Genomic DNA, 18,085 nt, shown 5'->3' with positions numbered 1-18,085 from the left:
GCGCGTTAAAAGGCTGCGCGAATGATTGGTCGCACGCGAAATGACAATCGAATCAAGGTTCTAATTACGCAATTATTTTTGCGTGGCCGCGGTTTTGCGTGCGCGCGGCGCGGTGCCCGCGCCAGCGTTGCCTGCGGCGGCAAGACGCGGCGACACCATTTTCTTACCGCGATGGCGGATTTCCTTACTGAATTCAAGGCAGGTTTGTGTCATCAGATCGGTGGAGCGATAGACCATATAGACGTGGTAATCCGGTAATTCGTCGCGAATCGGCAAGGGTTTGAGCGCTTCGGGATTCAGGACGAGCGGACCGTTGCGGCCGTAAAACACGAAATCGGACCAGACGCTGATGAGGTCGGTGCAGGTCGCGAGTTGCAATCCGAGCAGATTCGAACTGCTTTGCACGACGTTGCGCGGCATCTCCAGCCGGTGCAGCCGCATCAGGCTCGCGAGCGGGCTGCCGGGATCGTCGAGCGGATCGAGCGTGAGCCATTCGGCGTCGGCCAGCGAGCGGATGCGCGTGCTGCGTCCGAGCGGATGGCCGGGCCGCGCGGCGACCAGCATGCCGACGGAAAAGAGCGGCTCCCACTGGAATGCGCTCGTGCCCGCGCCGCTGTTGGTGGAGATCAGCGCGATGTCGAGATGGCCTTCGCGCAGGCCTTCGAGGATCTGCTGCGGGCGCATTTCATAGGCGTGAATCGCCACGCCCGGATAGCGCGCGCGAAACGCGGCGATGGCCTCAGGCAACGGGCCGCTCGACGCCACGGCGGAGAACCCGATATTCAATTGCGCCTCGGCATGGCCGCGCATCGACTCGATGTCTTCGAGCGCGTGCCGCAATTCATGTTCGACCACGCTCGCGCGTTTGACGAGCGCGCGGCCGTATTGGGTGAGACTCACGCCGCGCACGGAGCGCGAGATCAGCGTCACGCCGAGTTCGCGTTCGAGTTCGGCCATGGCCTTCGAGAGCGCGGGCTGCGAGACGTGCAGGCTGCGCGAGGCCTCGTGCATGCTGCCGTGCTGCGCGAGCGCGAGCAGGACGCGCAACTGATGCAGTTTCATCGGATGGATTCCTTCGGCGCGCGGCGCGAAAGCGATGTAGCGACGCTCGGTAGTTATCCCGATGGCTCGCGCACATCGGTTATGAAAGCGATTCTATCTGGTTATCACGATGAAAATTTCTCACTTCTTTCAAAAAGGCGCTTGGCCTGAATATCGGATCGCCTGATGCGCGGACTGCCATGCGCACAGCGTGAACCGTCCCGAACGCGCCGTTCGACCCAGCCCGCGGAGATTCGCCATGAATGACGTAACGCTCAGCAGCGCCGACGACGCGCCCGTCCGCCAGTCGCACACACAAACGCGCACCAGCCAGGTCCGCCTGATCGCGGCGTGCTCGATCGGCAACGCGCTCGAAATGTACGACTTCACGGTCTACAGTTTCTTCGCGCTGCTGATCGGCCGGCTGTTTTTTCCGTCCGATAGTCCCTACGGTTCGCTGCTGCTGGCGGTCGCGACGTTCGGCATCGGCTTCGTGATGCGGCCGCTCGGCGGCCTCGTGATCGGCAGCTATGCCGACCGGCGCGGACGCAAGGCGGCCATGACGCTCACCATCGCGCTGATGGTCGGCGGCACGCTCTGCATCGCGTTCGCGCCGACGTATGCGCAGGCAGGCGTCTGGGGTTCGCTGGTGCTGCTCGCGGGCCGCCTGTTGCAGGGCTTTTCGCTCGGCGGCGAGATCGGCGCGTCCACCTCGATGTTGATGGAAGCGGGCGCGGTCGACCGGCGCGGCTTTCGCGTGAGCTGGCAACTGGGCAGCCAGGGCATCTCGGCGCTGCTGGGCGCGCTCACGGGCGCTGCGCTGTACGCGACGCTCACGCCGACGTCGCTCGAAAGCTGGGGCTGGCGCCTGCCGTTTCTCGGCGGCCTCGCGATCGCGCCCGTGGGCCTCTATATCCGCTCGAAACTCGACGAAACGCACCAGGCCGAACCCGACGCGGCCAGCCCGCTCGGCACGCTCATGCGCGAGCACGGCGCGAAGGTCGGGCTCGGCATCCTCGCCGTGACGGCGGGCACGGTGGGCATGTACCTCGTCGTGTTCTTCATGCCGACGTACATGATCCGCGTGCTCAAGATGCCGCCGTCGCTCTCGCTGCTTTCGGGCTGCGCGACCGGCGTCACGATGCTGATCGCCTCGCTCGTGTCGGGCCGTCTCGCCGACCGGCTCACGCGCCGCAAACCGCTCGTGATGGCCTCGATTCTCTTCAACATCGTCACGGTGATACCCGCGTTCTGGCTGATGACGCGCTTTCCGAGCGTGCCGCTCGTGCTGCTGCTCTCGGTCGTCATGACGGCCTGCGCCAACCTCGGCTCGACGCCGATGCTGCTCGTGCTCATGGAGATGCTGCCGGCTTCGGTGCGCGCGAGCGGACTGTCGGTGATCTACAGCGTGGGCGTGACGGTGTTCGGCGGCAGCTCGCAGTTCATCGTGACCTGGCTGATCGCGAAGACCGGCAATCCGCTGTCGCCCGCGCTTTACATGGTGGTGTGCGGATGCGTGACGCTGTTTGCCGTGTGGCGGATCCGCGAGCGCCGCGTCGCTTAATGACGTCTCTAGCACGCCGCATCGAATACGAATAACCACGCCGAAAAGGCTAAAAAACCTGAGAGGAATCCATCGACATGAAGCGCGAATCCACCCTCACGCCGTTTCAACTGTTGCCGACGCTGCTGCCCGAAATCGAAATCGATGCGGAGACTTTCATCGGCATTCGACGGCGGATTCATTCGCAGCCCGAACTGGGTTTCGAAGTCGGCGCGACCGCGAAACTGGTGGCGATGCTGCTGGAGCAATGGGGCTACGACGTGCATACGGGCATTGGCCGCAGCGGCGTGGTCGGGCAACTGAAGCTCGGCGCGGGCACGAAGCGGCTCGGCATTCGCGCGGACATGGACGCGTTGCCGATCGTCGAGAACACGGGGCTGCCGTATGCGAGCCAGCACGCGGGCAAGATGCACGCGTGCGGTCATGACGGCCACACGGCGATTCTGCTCGCGGCGGCGAAGACACTGGCGCAGCGGCGCGATTTCGACGGCACGCTGAACCTGATCTTCCAGCCTGACGAAGAGAATCTTTGCGGTGCGAAAGCGATGATCGACGACGGCCTGTTCGAGCGCTTTCCCTGCGACGCCGTCTACGCGCTGCACAACATGCCGGGCATCGCGGCGGGCACGTTCCGCGTGCTGGCGGGCCCGGTGAGCCTGTCCTCCGATGTCGCCGACGTCACGCTCAAGGGCGTGGGCGGACATGGCGCGATGCCGCATCGCGTGAAGGACCCGGTCGTGGCCGCCGCCGCGCTGATCACGGCCTTGCAGACGGTGGTCGCGCGCAACGTCGCGCCCGACGACACGGCGGTGGTCTCGGTCGGTTTCATTCGCGGCGGCGCGACGCATAACGTAATTCCCGAAACGGTCACGCTCGGCGTGAACATTCGGGCCGCGCGACCGGACACGCGCGCGCTGGTGGAGCAGCGCGTGCGCGAGATCGTCGCGTTGACGGCACAGGCGCATGGCGTGGAAGCGCAGATCGATTATCGTCAGCTCACGCCGCCGATGGTCAATGCACCCGACGAAACGTTGCTGGCGCAACAGGTTTGTACGGAACTCGTCGGCGCGGAGAACGTGGTGGTGCAGGCGCCGAAAGGCCTGAACGGCAGCGAGGATTTCGCGTGGATGCTCAACGCGGTGCCGGGCTGCTATCTGCTGCTCGGCAACGGCGAGGGCGAGTTCGGCGGCTGCATGGTGCATAACCCCGGCTACGATTTCAACGACCAGGTGCTGCCGCTCGGCGCGGCCGCGTGGGTGCGTCTCGTGCAGCGGTATCTCGTGGCTTGAGGCTTTATTTGAGCGTTCAGGACGCGTCGATCATTTTGTCGACGAGTTTATCTACGATGCCGCGTCCCACGCTGTAGCCGCCCATCAGCGCATCGGCTTCGGATTCGAAGGCGCGGCCCGAGGTGCGATCGATGCGCAGGCGCGCATACGGTTGTGCGTCGGGACGCGCCGGCGTTGCGTCGGCGGTAATCAGCAGCACGGCGATATGGTCGAGCGCCGTGGCGGCGCCGTCCGGCGCGCGGCAGACGGTTTCGACGCTGACGTCGATCACGTGGCCGCGATGGTGATAAAGGCGTTTCATGCGTGAAGATCGGGCGCAACGAGGCGCGGTGGGCGAGCGCCGATTATGCGGACCGCGCACTTAACACACGCTTAACACAATGAACGATGCCGGCGGGCTCGCGTCGAACCGTGGTTAGACGAATGAGCAGGCTGCGTATCGCCCGATCGCGTTTGAGGCTAGAGTGGCAGGCATGCGCGTTGCTTGTGCGCCTGGTTCCCGGCCGATGCGTGCGTACGCATACGCGTGTGCTGCTCGACCATCGCCACAGGAGAGCCCATGAAGAAATTGATGACGATATTGACCGCGCTGTTCCTCACCGCCGCGCTCGGCGGTTGCTGGTGGGGGCCGCCTCCTGGCGGCGGTCCTGGCGGCCCGGGTGGCGGCTATGGCGGCGGCCCTGGTGGTCCCGGCGGCGGACCTGGCGGCGGTGGTGGCGGTCCTGGCGGCGGCGGTGGTCCCGGTGGCGGCCCGCGTTAAACCGCCAGTTTTGTAGCGCCTAAAAAGAAAGGGCTCGTTCGCATCTTACGAACGAGCCCTTTTTCATGGTGCCGCGTTGATGAAAGCGCCGGCGCTAAAGCCTCACGCCGTCGCGACCGCCTTCGCGGGCGCCTGACCCGTTTGCTGGCGCGAGCGGCCCGAACTCAGATATTCGGCGATCGAGTCCTGCGTGATCTCGCCGACGTAGCCGCCATCGGCGTCGAGCACCGGCATCCACGAAGCGCTGAACTGATACATCTTCGAAAGCACCACGCGCAGATTGTCTTCGGCCGACACCGATGCGGCGAACGGCGTCACGCGGTCGCCGCATACACCGTCTGCGCCACGGGCCGCGCGGCGCGTGACATAGCCGAGCGCATGGCGCGCGTCGTCGAGCACGGTGAGGTAGCGTGTATCGGCTTCGTCCATCACCGAGAACGCGTGCGTGAGCGGCGTTTCCACGCGAGCCGTTTCGGGCTGCGTGGCGGCGTCGCCGGCCTTCACGAGCAAGAGGCGCTTGAGCGTGCTGTCCTGGCCCACGAACTGGGCGACGAATTCGTCGCGCGGGCGCGCGAGCAGCGTATCGGGATGATCGTATTGCACGAGCTGGCCGCGACGGAAAACGGCAATGCGGTCGCCGAGCTTGATCGCTTCGTCGATGTCGTGGCTCACCATGATGACGGTCTTCTTCAGTTGCCGCTGCATCTGGAAGAACTCGTTCTGGATGGTTTCGCGATTGATCGGGTCGACCGCGCCGAACGGCTCGTCCATCAGCAGCACAGGCGGGTCGGCGGCCAGCGCGCGAATCACGCCGATACGCTGTTGCTGACCGCCCGACAATTCGCGCGGATAACGCTTCAAATACAGCTTCGGATCGAGCGCGACCATCGACATGAGTTCGATCGCGCGCTCGGCGCAACGCTTCTTGTCCCAGCCGAGCAGACGCGGCACGACCGTGATGTTTTCCTCGATCGTCATGTTCGGGAACAGGCCGATCTGCTGGATCACATAGCCGATATGGCGGCGCAGATCGACTTCGTTGAGACCGGTCGTGTCCTCGCCGTTGATCAGCACGCGGCCCGAGGTGGGCTCGATCAGACGGTTGATCATCTTGAGCGTGGTGGTCTTGCCGCAGCCCGACGGCCCGAGAAACACGCAGATTTCGCCTTCGGGCACCGAGAGGCTCACGGAGTCCACGGCCTTCACGGGCTGGCCGCTTTTCTGTGCGAAAGTCTTGGTCAGTTTGTCGAGTTCGATCATGTCTTCTGTACTCCTTTCGGTGTGAGCGCGCGTTGCAGGGCCTGCAACAGCAGGTCGGCGACGATCGCCACGATACTGACCAGCACGGCGCCGACCAGCAGCTTCATCATGCTGCTCTGGCCAATGGCGCGCAGAATCAGCGTGCCGAGTCCGCCCGCGCCGATCACGGCGGCGATCGTCATCACGCCAATGTTCATCACGACGGCGGTGCGCACGCCCGCGAGAATCACGGGCACCGCGAGCGGCAGGTCGACGAGGCGCAGACGCTGCCACGAGGTCATGCCGATGCCGGTGCCGGCTTCCTTGATGCCGGGGTCCACGTTGCGCAGCGCGAGATAGGTGTTGCGCATGATCGGCAGCAGCGAATAGAGGAACACCGCCGTGATCGCGGGCACCGCGCCGATGCCTTGGCCGAAGCGCGAAAAGAACGGGATCATCAGGCCGAACAGCGCGATGGACGGCAGCGTGAGCACGATCGTGGCGATGCCGAGCAGCGGACCGGCGAGCCATTCGTGACGGCTCACGAGCACGCCGAGCGGCACGCCCGCGATGATCGCGCAGCCCACGGCGATGCCGACGAGCCAGATGTGCTGGAGCGTGAGCTGGAGCAGGTCGGGCCAGCTCGACGCGAGATAGTCGAATACGTTCATGCGTGCTCCTTCAAGGCAACGGGTGTGCGCGCAGGAACGCGTCGGCCACGTCGCGCGGCGACTTGCCGTCGAGGTCCACGGCCTTGTTCATGTCCTGCATCACGTCGTTGTTGAGCGCCGCCGACAGCGCGTTGAGCTGCGCCGCGAGCTTCGGATTGTGCTCGAGCGTCTCTTTGCGCACGACCGGCACGGCGTTGTACGGCGGGAAGAAATGCTTGTCGTCCTCGAGCGGCACGATGCCGAAGCCCTTCACGCGGCCATCGGTCGTGTAGACGAGACCGATCTTCAGCTGGTTGTTATGCAGCGCCGTGTAGACGAGGCCCGGGTCCATCTGCTTCATCTGCGAACGCTTGAAGTGCATGCCGTAGGTTTCCAGCAGCGGCTTCAGGCCGTCGGGACGATTCGCGAATTCGGCGTCCATGCCGAACACCATATGCTTGGCTTTCGGATTCGACTTCAGATAGTCCGCGAGCTGCGAGACCGTCTTGATGCCGGTCTGCTGCGCGAATTCGCTGGGCAGGCCGATCGCGTAGGTGTCGTTGAGCGTGGAGGCGTTGAGCCAGATGAGGCCGCGCGGTTCGTCGAGCGCCTTCACGCGCTGATACATGGCTTCGGGGCCGAGCTTGTCGGTGAGCTTGTCGTAGACCAGCGCCGCCGTGCCCGTGTAATCCCACACCATGTCGAACTGGCCATTCTCCAGCGCGCTGCGCATCAGCGTGCTGCCGAGGCCCGAGCGCACTTCGACGTCGTAGCCGCGCGAACGCAGATATTGCGCCGTGACTTCGGCCAGCACGTATTGCTCGGTGAAGTTCTTCGCGCCGAGCACGATTTTGGCGGCGAACGCCGAGGTGCTGGCCGCGAAACACAGCGTGCCGATGGCGCAGGCGCTCGCGAGGCGTCGTATCGTACTGCGAAACATCATCCGAGACCTCCGTGACGGAACATCCATTGACGACTGCCGGTCGCGACAATGCCGTCGAGCACGAGCGCCAGAATCGCCGTGATGGCGGCGCCCAGCAGCAGCAGGGGCTGATTGTCGAGATAGATGCCGGGGAAGATCAGCGAGCCGAGGCTGTCCGCGCCGATCAGATAGGCGAGCGGGGCCGTACCCACGTTGATGGCGAGCGCCGTGCGCACGCCGCCCACCATGATGGGCACCGCGTTCGGCAGCTCGACGCGCACGAGCGATTGCCAGCCCGTCATGCCAATGCCTTTCGCAGCTTCGCGCAGCGAAGCGGGTACGTTTTTCACGCCTTCGTAGGTGTTGCGCGTGATCGGCAGCAGCGAGGCGAGAAACAGCGCGACGATGGCGGGGATGTCGCCGATACCGAAGATGCCCAGCGCGATCGCCAGCACGGCGAGCGAGGGAATCGTGTTGCCGATGTTGAAGATCTGCATGAAGCGTTCGGCCTGGCGCTGAAAGCGCGGGCGGCTGAGCATCACGCCGGCGGGCACGCCGACGAGGATGGCAAGCGCCATCGAATAGCCCACGAGCAGCATGTGCTGGCCCGTGTAATACGCGAGATCGCCCGCATGGCTGCGGAACGTGTCGGCGCCGATACCGCGGGCAAGCGCCCACGCTATGACGGCTATCGCTATCAGGCTGCCCACGAGTTGGACAGTGCGTCGAGTCATGAAGATACGCCTCCTTGTAGACGAAACGGCGCGCGCAGGCACGCCGCGGGAGCGCCAGGCAATGGCGCCGCGAAGGAAGTTCGTGATCCCGGCATGGCCGCGATTGAACTGACGGAAACAGTCTGTACCGACGCGCGATCAATGGGCGGCCGGCCGTCGAATGAACGCTATGGCGTTCGTCTGGTTGTCATGTTCAGTCCGGCTGCGCGTTGTGCGTGCCAGACAGGGGCGCCGTTTAAAACTGCAACGGCAAGAGTGCGGTAGCAATTTGCGTGCCGCTGGAACCGGAGGTTCCCTTGATGGTGCGAGCCGACTGCGAGCGTGAAACTTGCACGACGTTGCAGCGAGAATCGCAAGAGATGTTGCGTTTTGTAATTAAGACGAATCGAGTATAGAGGAATAAATTAAATGCGTCCACCATAGTGGCCGCACATAACGTGAAAGGCTCGATTGCAAAACGGCTATGAAAGTGACACAACGTGTCACATCGGTAAATTAATATGGATGCCGAAATAAAATAGTCGGGATGATTTTCCGAATTACGTTTTGATCCTGTTTTCAGGCGTGTTTTGTTGAAAGGCGCTTGCGTGCGCAAGGTGGCGAATTTGTCGCACGTAAAAAAACGGCGCCGCATGTCGCGACGCCGTCGATCGAACACTGTGAAACGCGGGTAGCTTCAGATCTCTCCGCCCGGCACGATCGGCGTGCCCGGCGCGAAGCGATCGAGCGAGAACGGAGCGAGGTCGATGCCCGCATTGCGGCCCGTCGCGACGTCGGCGGCAGCGCGTCCTGCTGCGGGACCAATGCCGAATCCGTGACCCGAGAAGCCCGTCGCCACCGTGAGTCCCGGTACGCTCGCAGCGGGGCCGATATACGGAATGATGTCGGGCGTCACGTCCATATAACAGGCCCAGTCCTGCACGATGCGCGCGTCGTTGAACGCGGGGTAGAGGCGGCGCATGCTTTCCATTGCGGCTTGCACGCCACGTTGCGAAGGCTGCGGGTCCATCGTGCGCGTGCGTTCGAACGGGCTCGTCTGTTCGGCGTTCCAGCCCGGACGATCGCGAAACTCGCGCCATGCCGCCGAATCGAAACGCGGCCGGATCGTGCGCCAGTTCTGCTTGAGCAGCGGCGTGTATTCGCGCAGATATTTAAAGCCTTCGGGGCTCACGGGCGTGTAGCGATGGCCGCTATAGCCGATGGTGTAGCCGCCGTCCGCGCGCTTGCGATACCCGATGTCGCCGAGCCAGCCGCACGTCGGCGGCCCGTTCTCGACCGGCGAAGTGCGCAGCACGGTGCCGAGCACTTTCAGTTGCGGCAGGCGCACGCCTTCGTTCGCGCAGAACAGGCTCGACCACGCGCCGCCCGCGAGAATCACGGCGTCGCAGGCGATGCGGCCGCGGCTCGTGACCACGCCCGAGACGCGGCCCGCCGAACGTTCGAGGGCTCGCACCGAGCAGTGCGCGATGAGCGTCGCGCCGCGCGCCTGCGCAGCGCGGGCCATTGCGGGTACGGCGCGCTGCGGTTCCGCGCGGCCGTCGGTCGGCACGAAGAGGCCGGCGCGATACGCGCGCGACGCGCCGGGCATCAGTTTCGCGAGTTCCGCGCCGCGCACCATGCGCGCGCCCGTGTCGTAGCCCGATGCATCGTCGAACCATTGCTGGAAGCCCGCTTCGTCTTCCTCGTTCGCGCCGATGTAGAGCACGCCGCATTCGTGGTAGCCCACGTCGGCGCCCACGGCCTCGGCCATGCCGCGCCAGTGGCGCATGCTTTCGGTGATGAGCGGCATTTCGCGCATGTCGCGGCCCGCCTGGCGGCACCAGCCCCAGTTGCGGCTCGACTGTTCGCCGGCGATATGGCCTTTCTCGCAGAGCACCACGCTCAAGCCCTGCGAAACGAGGTGCCACGCCGCCGATACGCCGATCACACCGCCGCCCACGATCACCACGTCGGCGCGCGCGGGCAGCACTTCCGCCGAGGGCACGGCGTCTACATACGGTCCCATCTGGTCTTCCTTGTCGACGATGGCGCGCGGGGCGCCGCCGTCCTTGTCTGTCGTTGTTTCCGGGGCCAGCAGTATAAAGGCAGACGGCGGATGCACGCGCCGATGCCTGCGTGCGCATGCGCGCGAGCGCAATCTGTGCATGCGCACAGATCACGGCTTGCCAAAGAGAAAGCGTTTGAACGCCGATAGCGCCGTTATCACGGCGCGCGCATGCCCGCCACCGAAAGCGTGTGTTCGGCGAGCACGGCGTCGCGCTTGGCCAGCAGGTGCGAGCGCAGGATCGCGGAGAGCGCCGCGCCGTTGCGCGCTTCGAGCGCGGCGATCATCGCTTCGTGATCGCGGATCGCGCTGTCCCATTTCGCGGTCTGGAAATTCGAGCGGAAACGCAGCGCCTGCAAGCGACGGTTGAGCGTCACATAAGTCTGACGCAGCGCCACGTTACGCGCCGCCGCGTTGATGAGATCGTGAATCGCGTGATTGCGCGCGTAATAGCCGGACAGGTCGTTCTGCGCGCGGCAGACGAGCATGGCCGCGTGCAGCGTTTTGATCTGCGCAAGCTCGCCTTCGCTGATGCGCGCGCACGCGAGTTCGCCCGCGAACGATTCGAGCCCGCTCATCAGCTCGAACATATCGCGGATCTCGGCTTCGCTCAGTTGCGCGACGGTAGCGCCGCGATTCGGCGAGATCTCGATCAGCCCTTCGGCGGCGAGCACCTTGAGCGCCTCGCGCAACGGCGTGCGCGAAATCCCGAGCACCTCGCAGAGCTTGCGCTCGTTGAGCTTCACGCCCGGCGCGAGCTGGCCCTCGACGATGAACTCGCGCAGATGATCGACCACCGTGTCGTGCAGGCGCTGGCGCGCGAGCTTGGGCAGTGCCAGTTCGTGCGCCTCAGGCTGCGCGGACGCGAGTTGTGCGTCCGGAATGTCTGCATTTTGCATACGAAACCCCGATCGTCCGACGTGCCCCCATTCTAGCGTGATCGCCCGAGAACCCACGCTGCACTGCATCGGCGGGTTTCCCCTGGGGCATTTCATGCCAATTGAGCCTTGCATCTGCGGCTGGGTGGACTAGAGTATTTTGCATGCAAAATGCCATTTCGGCGTAAGAGCAGCTGCCGGGTGGCTTCGAACGCAGTGCGTGTGACTTCCGACCTTTCCTGAACGTGGGACGCCTTCATGCTGAAACTCGACTTCCATCCCGCCGGCCGACATTTCCTGCAGATTCCCGGTCCGAGCCCCGTGCCGGACCGCATCCTGCGGGCCATGAGCTACCCGACCATCGACCATCGCGGGCCTGAATTCGGCGCGCTCGGGCTCTCCGTGCTCGACGGCATCAAGAAGATCTTCAAGACCGCGCAGCCCGTGGTGATCTATCCGGCCTCGGGCACGGGCGCGTGGGAAGCGGCGCTCACGAATACGCTCTCGCCGGGCGACACGGTGCTCATGTACGAGACCGGCCACTTCGCGACCTTGTGGAAGAAGATGGCCGAAAGCCTCGGCCTCAAACCCGAATTTCTCGGCTTGCCGGGCATCGAAGGCTGGCGACGCGGCGTGCAGGCCGATCAGATCGAGGCGCGTCTGCGCGCGGACGCGGGCCACACGATCAAGGCTGTCTGCGTGGTGCACAACGAAACCTCGACGGGCGTGACGTCCGATATCGCCGCCGTGCGCCGCGCGATCGATGCCGCAGGGCATCCGGCGCTGCTGATGGTCGATACGATCTCGGGCCTCGCGTCCGCCGATTACCGGCACGACGAATGGGGCGTGGACGTGACTGTCTCCGGCTCGCAGAAAGGCCTGATGCTGCCGCCCGGCATCAGCTTCAACGCGGTCTCGCCGAAGGCCATCGCGGCTAGCCGCGAGGCGAAGCTGCCGCGCGCGTTCTGGGCCTGGACCGAAATCATCGACATGAACCAGCAGGGCTACTGGCCCTACACGCCGAACACGAATCTGCTGTACGGCCTCGCCGAAGCGCTCGACATGATCCTCGGCGAAGGACTCGATAACGTGTTCGCGCGTCATCAGCGGCTTGCGGCGGCGTGCCGCGCGGCCGTGCAGGCTTGGGGCCTGGAGATCCAGTGCGCGGATCCCGCCGTCTATTCGCCGGTGCTCACGGGCGTGATGATGCCCGAAGGCGTGGACGCCGACGCGGTGCGCAAGCTCATCTACGAACGCTTCGATCTGTCGCTGGGCACCGGGCTCGGCAAGGTCAAGGGGCGCATGTTCCGCATCGGTCATCTGGGCGACTGCAACGACCTCACGCTGATGGCCGCGCTGACCGGCTGCGAAATGGGCCTGCGGCTCGCGGGCGTGCCGCTCGCGGGCACGGGCGTGGGCGCGGCGATGGCGTATCTGACCGAGCACGCCGCGCGGCCCGCGCTGAAAGCGGCCGCCTGACGCAGCCTGATGTCGTAATCAGCGCGGCGCGTGCGTTGACGAGCTACGTCACGCACGCGCGGCTGATCTCTCTCGTCCATAACGTTCGGATTCCTGACGTATCCACACGCGATGCTCACGTCCACGCCCAAACCGCTCGTTCAGCCGATTCGCCTGATGCCCGCTTCCGCGCGCGCGGCGCTCACGCCGCTGGCCGCGCGCCTCGCGCAGGAGCTGCGCGGCGACGTGCTGTTCGACCGCGCCTCGCGCGGTCGCTACGCCACCGACGCGTCGATCTACCAGATCATGCCGATCGGCGTCGTGGTGCCGCGCGATCAGGACGATCTGCGCCTCGTGCTCGATATCGCGCGCGAAACAGGCACGCCGCTGCTGGCGCGCGGCGCGGGCACGAGCCAGTGCGGGCAGACGGTGGGCGAAGCGCTCGTGATCGATACGAGCAAATGGCTGAACCGCATCGTCGATTTCGACAAGGACGCGCGCACGGTCACGGTCGAGCCGGGCATCGTGCTCGATCATCTGAATGCGTGGCTCAAGCCGCATGGTCTGTGGTTTCCGGTCGATGTGTCGACGGGCGCGCAATGCACGATTGGCGGCATGGCGGGCAACAATTCGTGCGGCTCGCGCTCGATCGAGTACGGCATCATGGTGCACAACGTGGCCGCCATCGACGCCGTGCTCGCCGACGGTCACGAAACCCGCTTCGGCAAGCTCTCGGCGATGGCGCGCGATCCGCGCACGCAGGCGCTCGTCGACGGCGTGCGCCGTATCGCCGAACGCGAGCGCGACGCCTTGCGCGAGCGCGTGCCGAAAGTGCTGCGTCGCGTGGCGGGCTACAACCTCGATCTGTTCGATTGCCAGAATCCGCTCGCCTTCGAAGCGGACGGCGAACCCAATCTCGCCAATCTGCTCGTGGGTTCCGAAGGCACGCTCGCGTTCAGCCGCCAGTTGACGCTCAGGCTTGCGCCGCTGCCGCGTCACAAGATGCTGGGCGTGGTGAACTTTCCGACCTTCTACGGCGCGATGGATCTCACGCAGCACATCGTCAAGCTCGGGCCGGCGGCGGTCGAACTGGTCGATCGCACGATGATCGATCTTGCGTTGAGCAATCCCGCGTTCAAGCCGGTGATCGAGCGTGCGCTGGTCGGCTCGCCGCAAGCGGTGCTGCTGGTGGAGTTCGCGGGCGACGACCGCGAGGCGCAGATCGCGCGGCTCGCGCAGCTGGTCGAATTGATGGGCGATCTTGGCCTGCCCGGCAGCGTGGTCGAAATGGCCGACGCCGCCGCGCAAAAAGCGCTCTGGGACGTGCGCAAGGCGGGCCTGAACATCATGATGAGCATGAAGGGCGACGGCAAGCCGGTCTCCTTCATCGAAGATTGCGCGGTGCCGCTCGAGCATCTCGCCGACTACACGAGCCGCCTGACCGAGGTGTTTCATCGACACGGCACGGAAGGCACGTGGTACGCGCACGCGAGCGTGGGCACGCTGCACGTGCGGCCGATTCTCGATATGCGCCGCGACGGCGCGCAGAAAATGCGCGCGATTGCCGAAGAGGCCGCGGCGATGGTGCGCGAGTACAAGGGCGCGTTTTCGGGCGAGCATGGCGATGGCTTGTGCCGTGGCGAATGGGTCGCGTGGCAGTATGGCCCGCGCATCAATGAGGCGTTCGCGCAGATCAAGACGTTGTTCGATCCGGGCAATCGCCTGAGTCCGGATCGCATCGTCAATCCGCCGAAGATGGATGCCGCCGAACACTTCCGCTTCGCGCCGGGTTATCGCGAGCGCGCGCTCGAACCGGCGCTCGACTGGTCGGCCTGGAATGTCACGCGCGATCCGCTCACGGGCGAGGAGGGCGCGCCGGGCTCGGGCCACGACGCGAGCGCGGGCCTCGCGAAAGCCGTGGAGATGTGCAACAACAACGGCCATTGCCGCAAGTTCGACGCGGGCACGATGTGTCCGAGTTATCGCGTCACGCGCGACGAGCAGCACGTCACGCGCGGCCGTGCCAATACGCTGCGGCTCGCGCTCTCGGGGCAACTCGACGGCGCGGAGGGCGGCGCGGGTGTCGGCGGTCTCGCGAGCCAGGCGGTGAAGGACGTGCTCGATCTGTGCGTGTCGTGCAAGGGCTGCAAGCGCGATTGCCCGACCGGCGTGGACATGGCGCGCCTGAAAATCGAGGCGCGCGCGGCGTGGCAACGTGAACACGGCTTGCGCTGGCGCGACCGGCTCGTGGCTTATCTACCGCGCTATGCGCCGCTCGCGAGCCGCGTGCCGGGCGGTCCGGCCGCGCTCGAACGCCTGCCGCGCGTGGCGGCGTGGCTCAAGCGGCGCATCGGTCTGGCCGAGGCGCGTGCGCTGCCCGAGATCGGGCGTCCGTATCTTGCGCAGCAGCGCGATCGAAGCGGCCAACGCGATCAACGCGATCAAAGCGATCAAAGCAAGTCTGAATCGGCAACATCGACGCGCGAAGTCCTGCTCTTCGTCGATACCTTCAGCAACTATCTCGAGCCCGCTGTTGCGCGCGCCGCGCAGCGCGTGCTCGAAGCGGCGGGCTATACGGTCCATCTGAATCAGCGCGCGGGCGAGCGTCCGCTGTGCTGCGGACGCACGATGCTCTCCGCCGGTCTCGTCGATGCAGCCAAAGCCGAAGCGCGTCGCTCGCTCGATGCGCTGCTGCCGTATGTCGAACGCGGCGTGGCGGTGGTCGGCCTCGAACCGTCGTGCCTGCTGACGCTGCGCGACGAGTGGACCGCTTACGGTTTCGGCGAGGCCGCCGCGAAGCTCGCGCGCCACGCGTTCCTGTTCGAAGAATTTCTCGTGCGCGAGCACGCGGCGCAGCGGCTCGATCTGACGCTGCACGCGCTGCCGAAAGCGCGCGCGCTCGTGCACGGCCATTGTCATCAGAAAGCGTTTGGCGCGTTCACGCCGGTGCAAACCGTGCTCGGCTGGATTCCGCAGCTGAAGGTGGAAACGGTCGAGTCGTCGTGCTGCGGCATGGCGGGCAGCTTCGGCTACGAGCGCGAGCATTACGCGACGTCGATGGCGATGGCCGAACTCTCGCTGTTGCCCGCCGTGCGCGCGGCCCAGCAGGCCGGCGACGCGCTCGTGGTCGCCGATGGCACGAGTTGCCGTCATCAGATCGCCGATGGCGCAGCGGCGCATGCGCTGCACGTCGCGCAGGTGCTGGAACGCGCGCTGCATCCGCACGCCGCGCAAGCGTAGTCGATACACGCATTTGCCACACGCAACCGCCGCACGTAGTCGAACAAGCAGTCGAATCACGCTACAGCAGTGAGCCCGCGCGCCGCATCCCCGCGTTCGCGCCATGACTAAACAGGAGACGACGATGTTCCGCCGAGCCACCACACGCGTGCTGCTCTTGCTGTGCGCGATGTACCTCATCACCTACGTCGACCGCGTCAACGTGAGCACGGCCGCGAGCCAGTTCGCGGCCGAACTGCATCTCTCGCATACCGAAGTCGGCATCGTATTCTCCGCATTCGCGTATCCGTACCTGCTGTTCCAGATCATCGGCGGCTGGGTGGGCGACCGTTTCGGCCCGCGCCGCACGCTCGCGGTGTGCGCCTTGATCTGGGCCGGCGCGACCGTGCTCACGGGTCTCGCGGGCGGCTTCGCGTCGATGATCGTCGCGCGTCTTCTGCTCGGTCTCGGCGAAGGCGCAACCTTTCCGACCGCCACGCGCGCGATGTCGAACTGGATGCCCGCCGACCGGCGTGGCTTCGCGCAAGGCACGACGCACGCCGCCTCGCGCATCGGCAACGCCGTCGCGCCGCCGCTGATCGTCTGGCTCATGCTGATGTCGGGCTGGCGCGGCGCGTTCATCGTCACGGGCGTGGTGAGTTTCCTGTGGGCGCTGCTGTGGATCTGGTATTTCCGCGATGATCCGCGCGCGCATCCGCGTATCACCGAAGCCGAATGCGCCGGGCTCGAACGCTACACGGGCGCGAAGGAACGCGAACCGGTGCCGTGGCGTCGCCTGGCCGCGCGCATGTCGCCGGTCACGGCCGTGTACTTCTGCTATGGCTGGGTGCTGTGGCTGTTTCTCGGCTGGATTCCGCAGTACTTCCTGCACAACTATCACATGCAGCTCGGCAAGTCGGCGCTGTTCGCTTCGGGCGTGTTTTTCGCGGGCGTGCTGGGCGACTGGCTCGGCGGTTCGGTGACCGATCGCATCCTCAAGAAAAGCCAGAACCTGCGTCTCGCGCGCAACGTGATGGTGGGCGTGTGCATGTTCCTCACGCTGCTGTCGCTCGCGCCGATCCTGTTCGTGCAGAACGTCACGGTCACGCTCGCCGCGCTGTGCCTGAGCGGCGGATTCTTCTTCAACGAAATGACGATCGGGCCGATGTGGTCCGTGCCGATGGACATCGCGCCGAAGCATGCGGGCACCGCGAGCGGCATCATGAACACGGGCTCGGCGGCGGCGGCCATCGTGAGCCCGGTGGTGGGCGGCTGGCTGATCGACCGCACGGGCAACTGGAATCTGCCGTTCACGGTGTCGATGGCGATCATGGCGGCGGGCATCGTGCTGTCGTTCACGATGCGTCCGGACCGCGCGCTCGACAGCGCCTCGCGTTCCGCCGACGGCGCGCACGCGCATACCACCGCGTAAGGCAGGGAGATCGTGATGAACGATGAAGCCGCCCATGACACTGTGAATAAAGCCCCGAATGAAACCGCGAACGGCCGCATCCGTATCGATCGTGACGAGCGCGACGACGCTATCGCCATCGTCACGATCGACCGGCCCGCGAAGCTCAACGCGCTCACGCGCACGCTCTGGCGCACGCTGGGCGACACCTTCGAGACGCTGTCCGCCGATGCGTCGCTGCGTTGCATCGTGCTGCGCGGCGCGGGCGAAAAAGCGTTCTCGCCGGGCAACGATATCGGCGAATTCGCCACTGACCGCTCGAACGTCGAACAGGCGCGCGAATACGGCGCGCTCATGCATCGCACGCTGAACCTGATCGACGCGTGTCCCGTGCCCGTGGTCGCGATGATTCACGGCATCTGCGTGGGCGGCGGGCTGGAACTGGCCGCCCTCTGCGATCTGCGGATCTGCGGAGAATCGAGCCGCTTTGGCGCGCCGATCAAGAACCTCGGTCTCGTGATGGCGCACGCGGAACTCAACGCGCTGCTGCGTCTCGCGGGCGAGGCCGTCGCGCTGGAGATCCTGCTCGAAGGCCGCATTCTCGACGCACGCGAAGCGCTCGCCAAAGGGCTCGTCACGCGCGTCGTGCCCGACGCCGAGGTGAGCGCGCAGGCGCTCGACACCGCGCGGCGCATCGCGGGCGGCGCGCCATTGGTCGCGCGCTGGCACAAGCAGTTCGTGCGCCGCGCGCGCAATCCGGCGCCGCTCAGCGACGCGGAACGCGACGAAGGCTTTGCGTGCTTCGGCACCGAGGACTTCCGCATTGGCTACCAGGCGTTTCTCGCGAAGTCGACGCCGCAATTCAAGGGACGCTGA

At 65.6% G+C, this 18,085-nt stretch carries 15 protein-coding genes; 7 read left to right on the top strand and 8 right to left on the bottom strand.

All coding sequences use genetic code 11. The features are described from left to right. Nucleotides 1-72: 72 nt before the first annotated feature. Nucleotides 73-1,062: a LysR substrate-binding domain-containing protein gene (locus G3N97_RS11090; RefSeq protein ID WP_205993248.1), complete on the bottom strand. Its 990-nt coding sequence runs from the start codon at nucleotides 1,060-1,062 to the stop codon at nucleotides 73-75. Nucleotides 1,063-1,300: 238 nt separating this feature from the next. Here G3N97_RS11090 and G3N97_RS11085 point away from each other — a divergent pair, with 238 nt between their 5' ends. Both G3N97_RS11085 and G3N97_RS11080 read left to right on the top strand, forming a co-directional pair. Next, complete coding sequence (locus G3N97_RS11085; protein ID WP_205993247.1) at nucleotides 1,301-2,605, top strand: MFS transporter; 1,305 nt, start codon at nucleotides 1,301-1,303, stop codon at nucleotides 2,603-2,605. Between the two features lie 77 nt (nucleotides 2,606-2,682). Then, nucleotides 2,683-3,894, top strand: a complete 1,212-nt coding sequence (locus G3N97_RS11080; protein ID WP_205993246.1) for a M20 aminoacylase family protein — start codon at nucleotides 2,683-2,685, stop codon at nucleotides 3,892-3,894. A 16-nt stretch (nucleotides 3,895-3,910) separates the two neighbouring features. Here the strand turns inward: G3N97_RS11080 and G3N97_RS11075 are convergent, their stop codons facing one another. Beyond that, the gene (locus G3N97_RS11075) at nucleotides 3,911-4,195 is read right to left on the bottom strand and encodes a hypothetical protein (RefSeq protein WP_205993245.1); all 285 of its coding nucleotides are present in this window, start codon (nucleotides 4,193-4,195) and stop codon (nucleotides 3,911-3,913) included. Nucleotides 4,196-4,453: 258 nt separating this feature from the next. On the opposite strand from G3N97_RS11075, the gene G3N97_RS11070 reads away from it, so the two are divergent. Beyond that, the gene (locus G3N97_RS11070) at nucleotides 4,454-4,654 is read left to right on the top strand and encodes a hypothetical protein (protein ID WP_205993244.1); all 201 of its coding nucleotides are present in this window, start codon (nucleotides 4,454-4,456) and stop codon (nucleotides 4,652-4,654) included. 102 nt (nucleotides 4,655-4,756) lie between these two features. Here G3N97_RS11070 and G3N97_RS11065 read toward each other — a convergent pair whose 3' ends face one another. From G3N97_RS11065 to G3N97_RS11040, 6 genes are all read right to left on the bottom strand, one after another. Next, complete coding sequence (locus G3N97_RS11065) at nucleotides 4,757-5,914, bottom strand: ABC transporter ATP-binding protein (protein WP_205993243.1); 1,158 nt, start codon at nucleotides 5,912-5,914, stop codon at nucleotides 4,757-4,759. After that, the gene (locus G3N97_RS11060) at nucleotides 5,911-6,564 is read right to left on the bottom strand and encodes an ABC transporter permease (protein ID WP_205993242.1); all 654 of its coding nucleotides are present in this window, start codon (nucleotides 6,562-6,564) and stop codon (nucleotides 5,911-5,913) included. The genes G3N97_RS11065 and G3N97_RS11060 overlap by 4 nt, the downstream gene beginning before the upstream one ends. Before the next feature lie 10 nt (nucleotides 6,565-6,574). After that, a complete protein-coding gene (locus G3N97_RS11055; protein WP_205993241.1) occupies nucleotides 6,575-7,486 on the bottom strand; it encodes a glycine betaine ABC transporter substrate-binding protein in 912 nt (303 codons plus the stop codon). Further along, nucleotides 7,483-8,199, bottom strand: a complete 717-nt coding sequence (locus tag G3N97_RS11050) for an ABC transporter permease (RefSeq protein ID WP_205993240.1) — start codon at nucleotides 8,197-8,199, stop codon at nucleotides 7,483-7,485. Before G3N97_RS11050 ends, G3N97_RS11055 begins: the two co-directional genes overlap by 4 nt. 676 nt (nucleotides 8,200-8,875) lie before the next feature. Further along, nucleotides 8,876-10,204, bottom strand: a complete 1,329-nt coding sequence (locus G3N97_RS11045; RefSeq protein ID WP_205993239.1) for an FAD-binding oxidoreductase — start codon at nucleotides 10,202-10,204, stop codon at nucleotides 8,876-8,878. A 197-nt stretch (nucleotides 10,205-10,401) separates the two neighbouring features. Further along, nucleotides 10,402-11,142 (bottom strand): GntR family transcriptional regulator, encoded by a 741-nt coding sequence (locus G3N97_RS11040; RefSeq protein WP_205993238.1) that lies wholly within the window; start codon nucleotides 11,140-11,142, stop codon nucleotides 10,402-10,404. A gap of 237 nt (nucleotides 11,143-11,379) precedes the next feature. On the opposite strand from G3N97_RS11040, the gene G3N97_RS11035 reads away from it, so the two are divergent. From G3N97_RS11035 to G3N97_RS11020, 4 genes are all read left to right on the top strand, one after another. After that, nucleotides 11,380-12,600, top strand: a complete 1,221-nt coding sequence (locus G3N97_RS11035; protein WP_205993237.1) for an aminotransferase class V-fold PLP-dependent enzyme — start codon at nucleotides 11,380-11,382, stop codon at nucleotides 12,598-12,600. 111 nt (nucleotides 12,601-12,711) lie between these two features. After that, entirely contained in the window at nucleotides 12,712-15,819 is a 3,108-nt protein-coding gene (locus G3N97_RS11030; RefSeq protein ID WP_205993236.1) for an FAD-binding and (Fe-S)-binding domain-containing protein, read from the top strand. 124 nt (nucleotides 15,820-15,943) lie between these two features. Next, nucleotides 15,944-17,230, top strand: a complete 1,287-nt coding sequence (locus G3N97_RS11025; protein WP_205993235.1) for an MFS transporter — start codon at nucleotides 15,944-15,946, stop codon at nucleotides 17,228-17,230. Nucleotides 17,231-17,245: 15 nt separating this feature from the next. Beyond that, entirely contained in the window at nucleotides 17,246-18,085 is an 840-nt protein-coding gene (locus tag G3N97_RS11020) for an enoyl-CoA hydratase-related protein (protein WP_205993234.1), read from the top strand.

The sequence above is a fragment of the Paraburkholderia sp. Ac-20347 genome, from assembly GCF_017104805.1.
Taxonomy (GTDB): Bacteria; Pseudomonadota; Gammaproteobacteria; order Burkholderiales; family Burkholderiaceae; genus Paraburkholderia; species Paraburkholderia tropica.
This window is presented reverse-complemented; position numbering and strand designations above follow the sequence as displayed.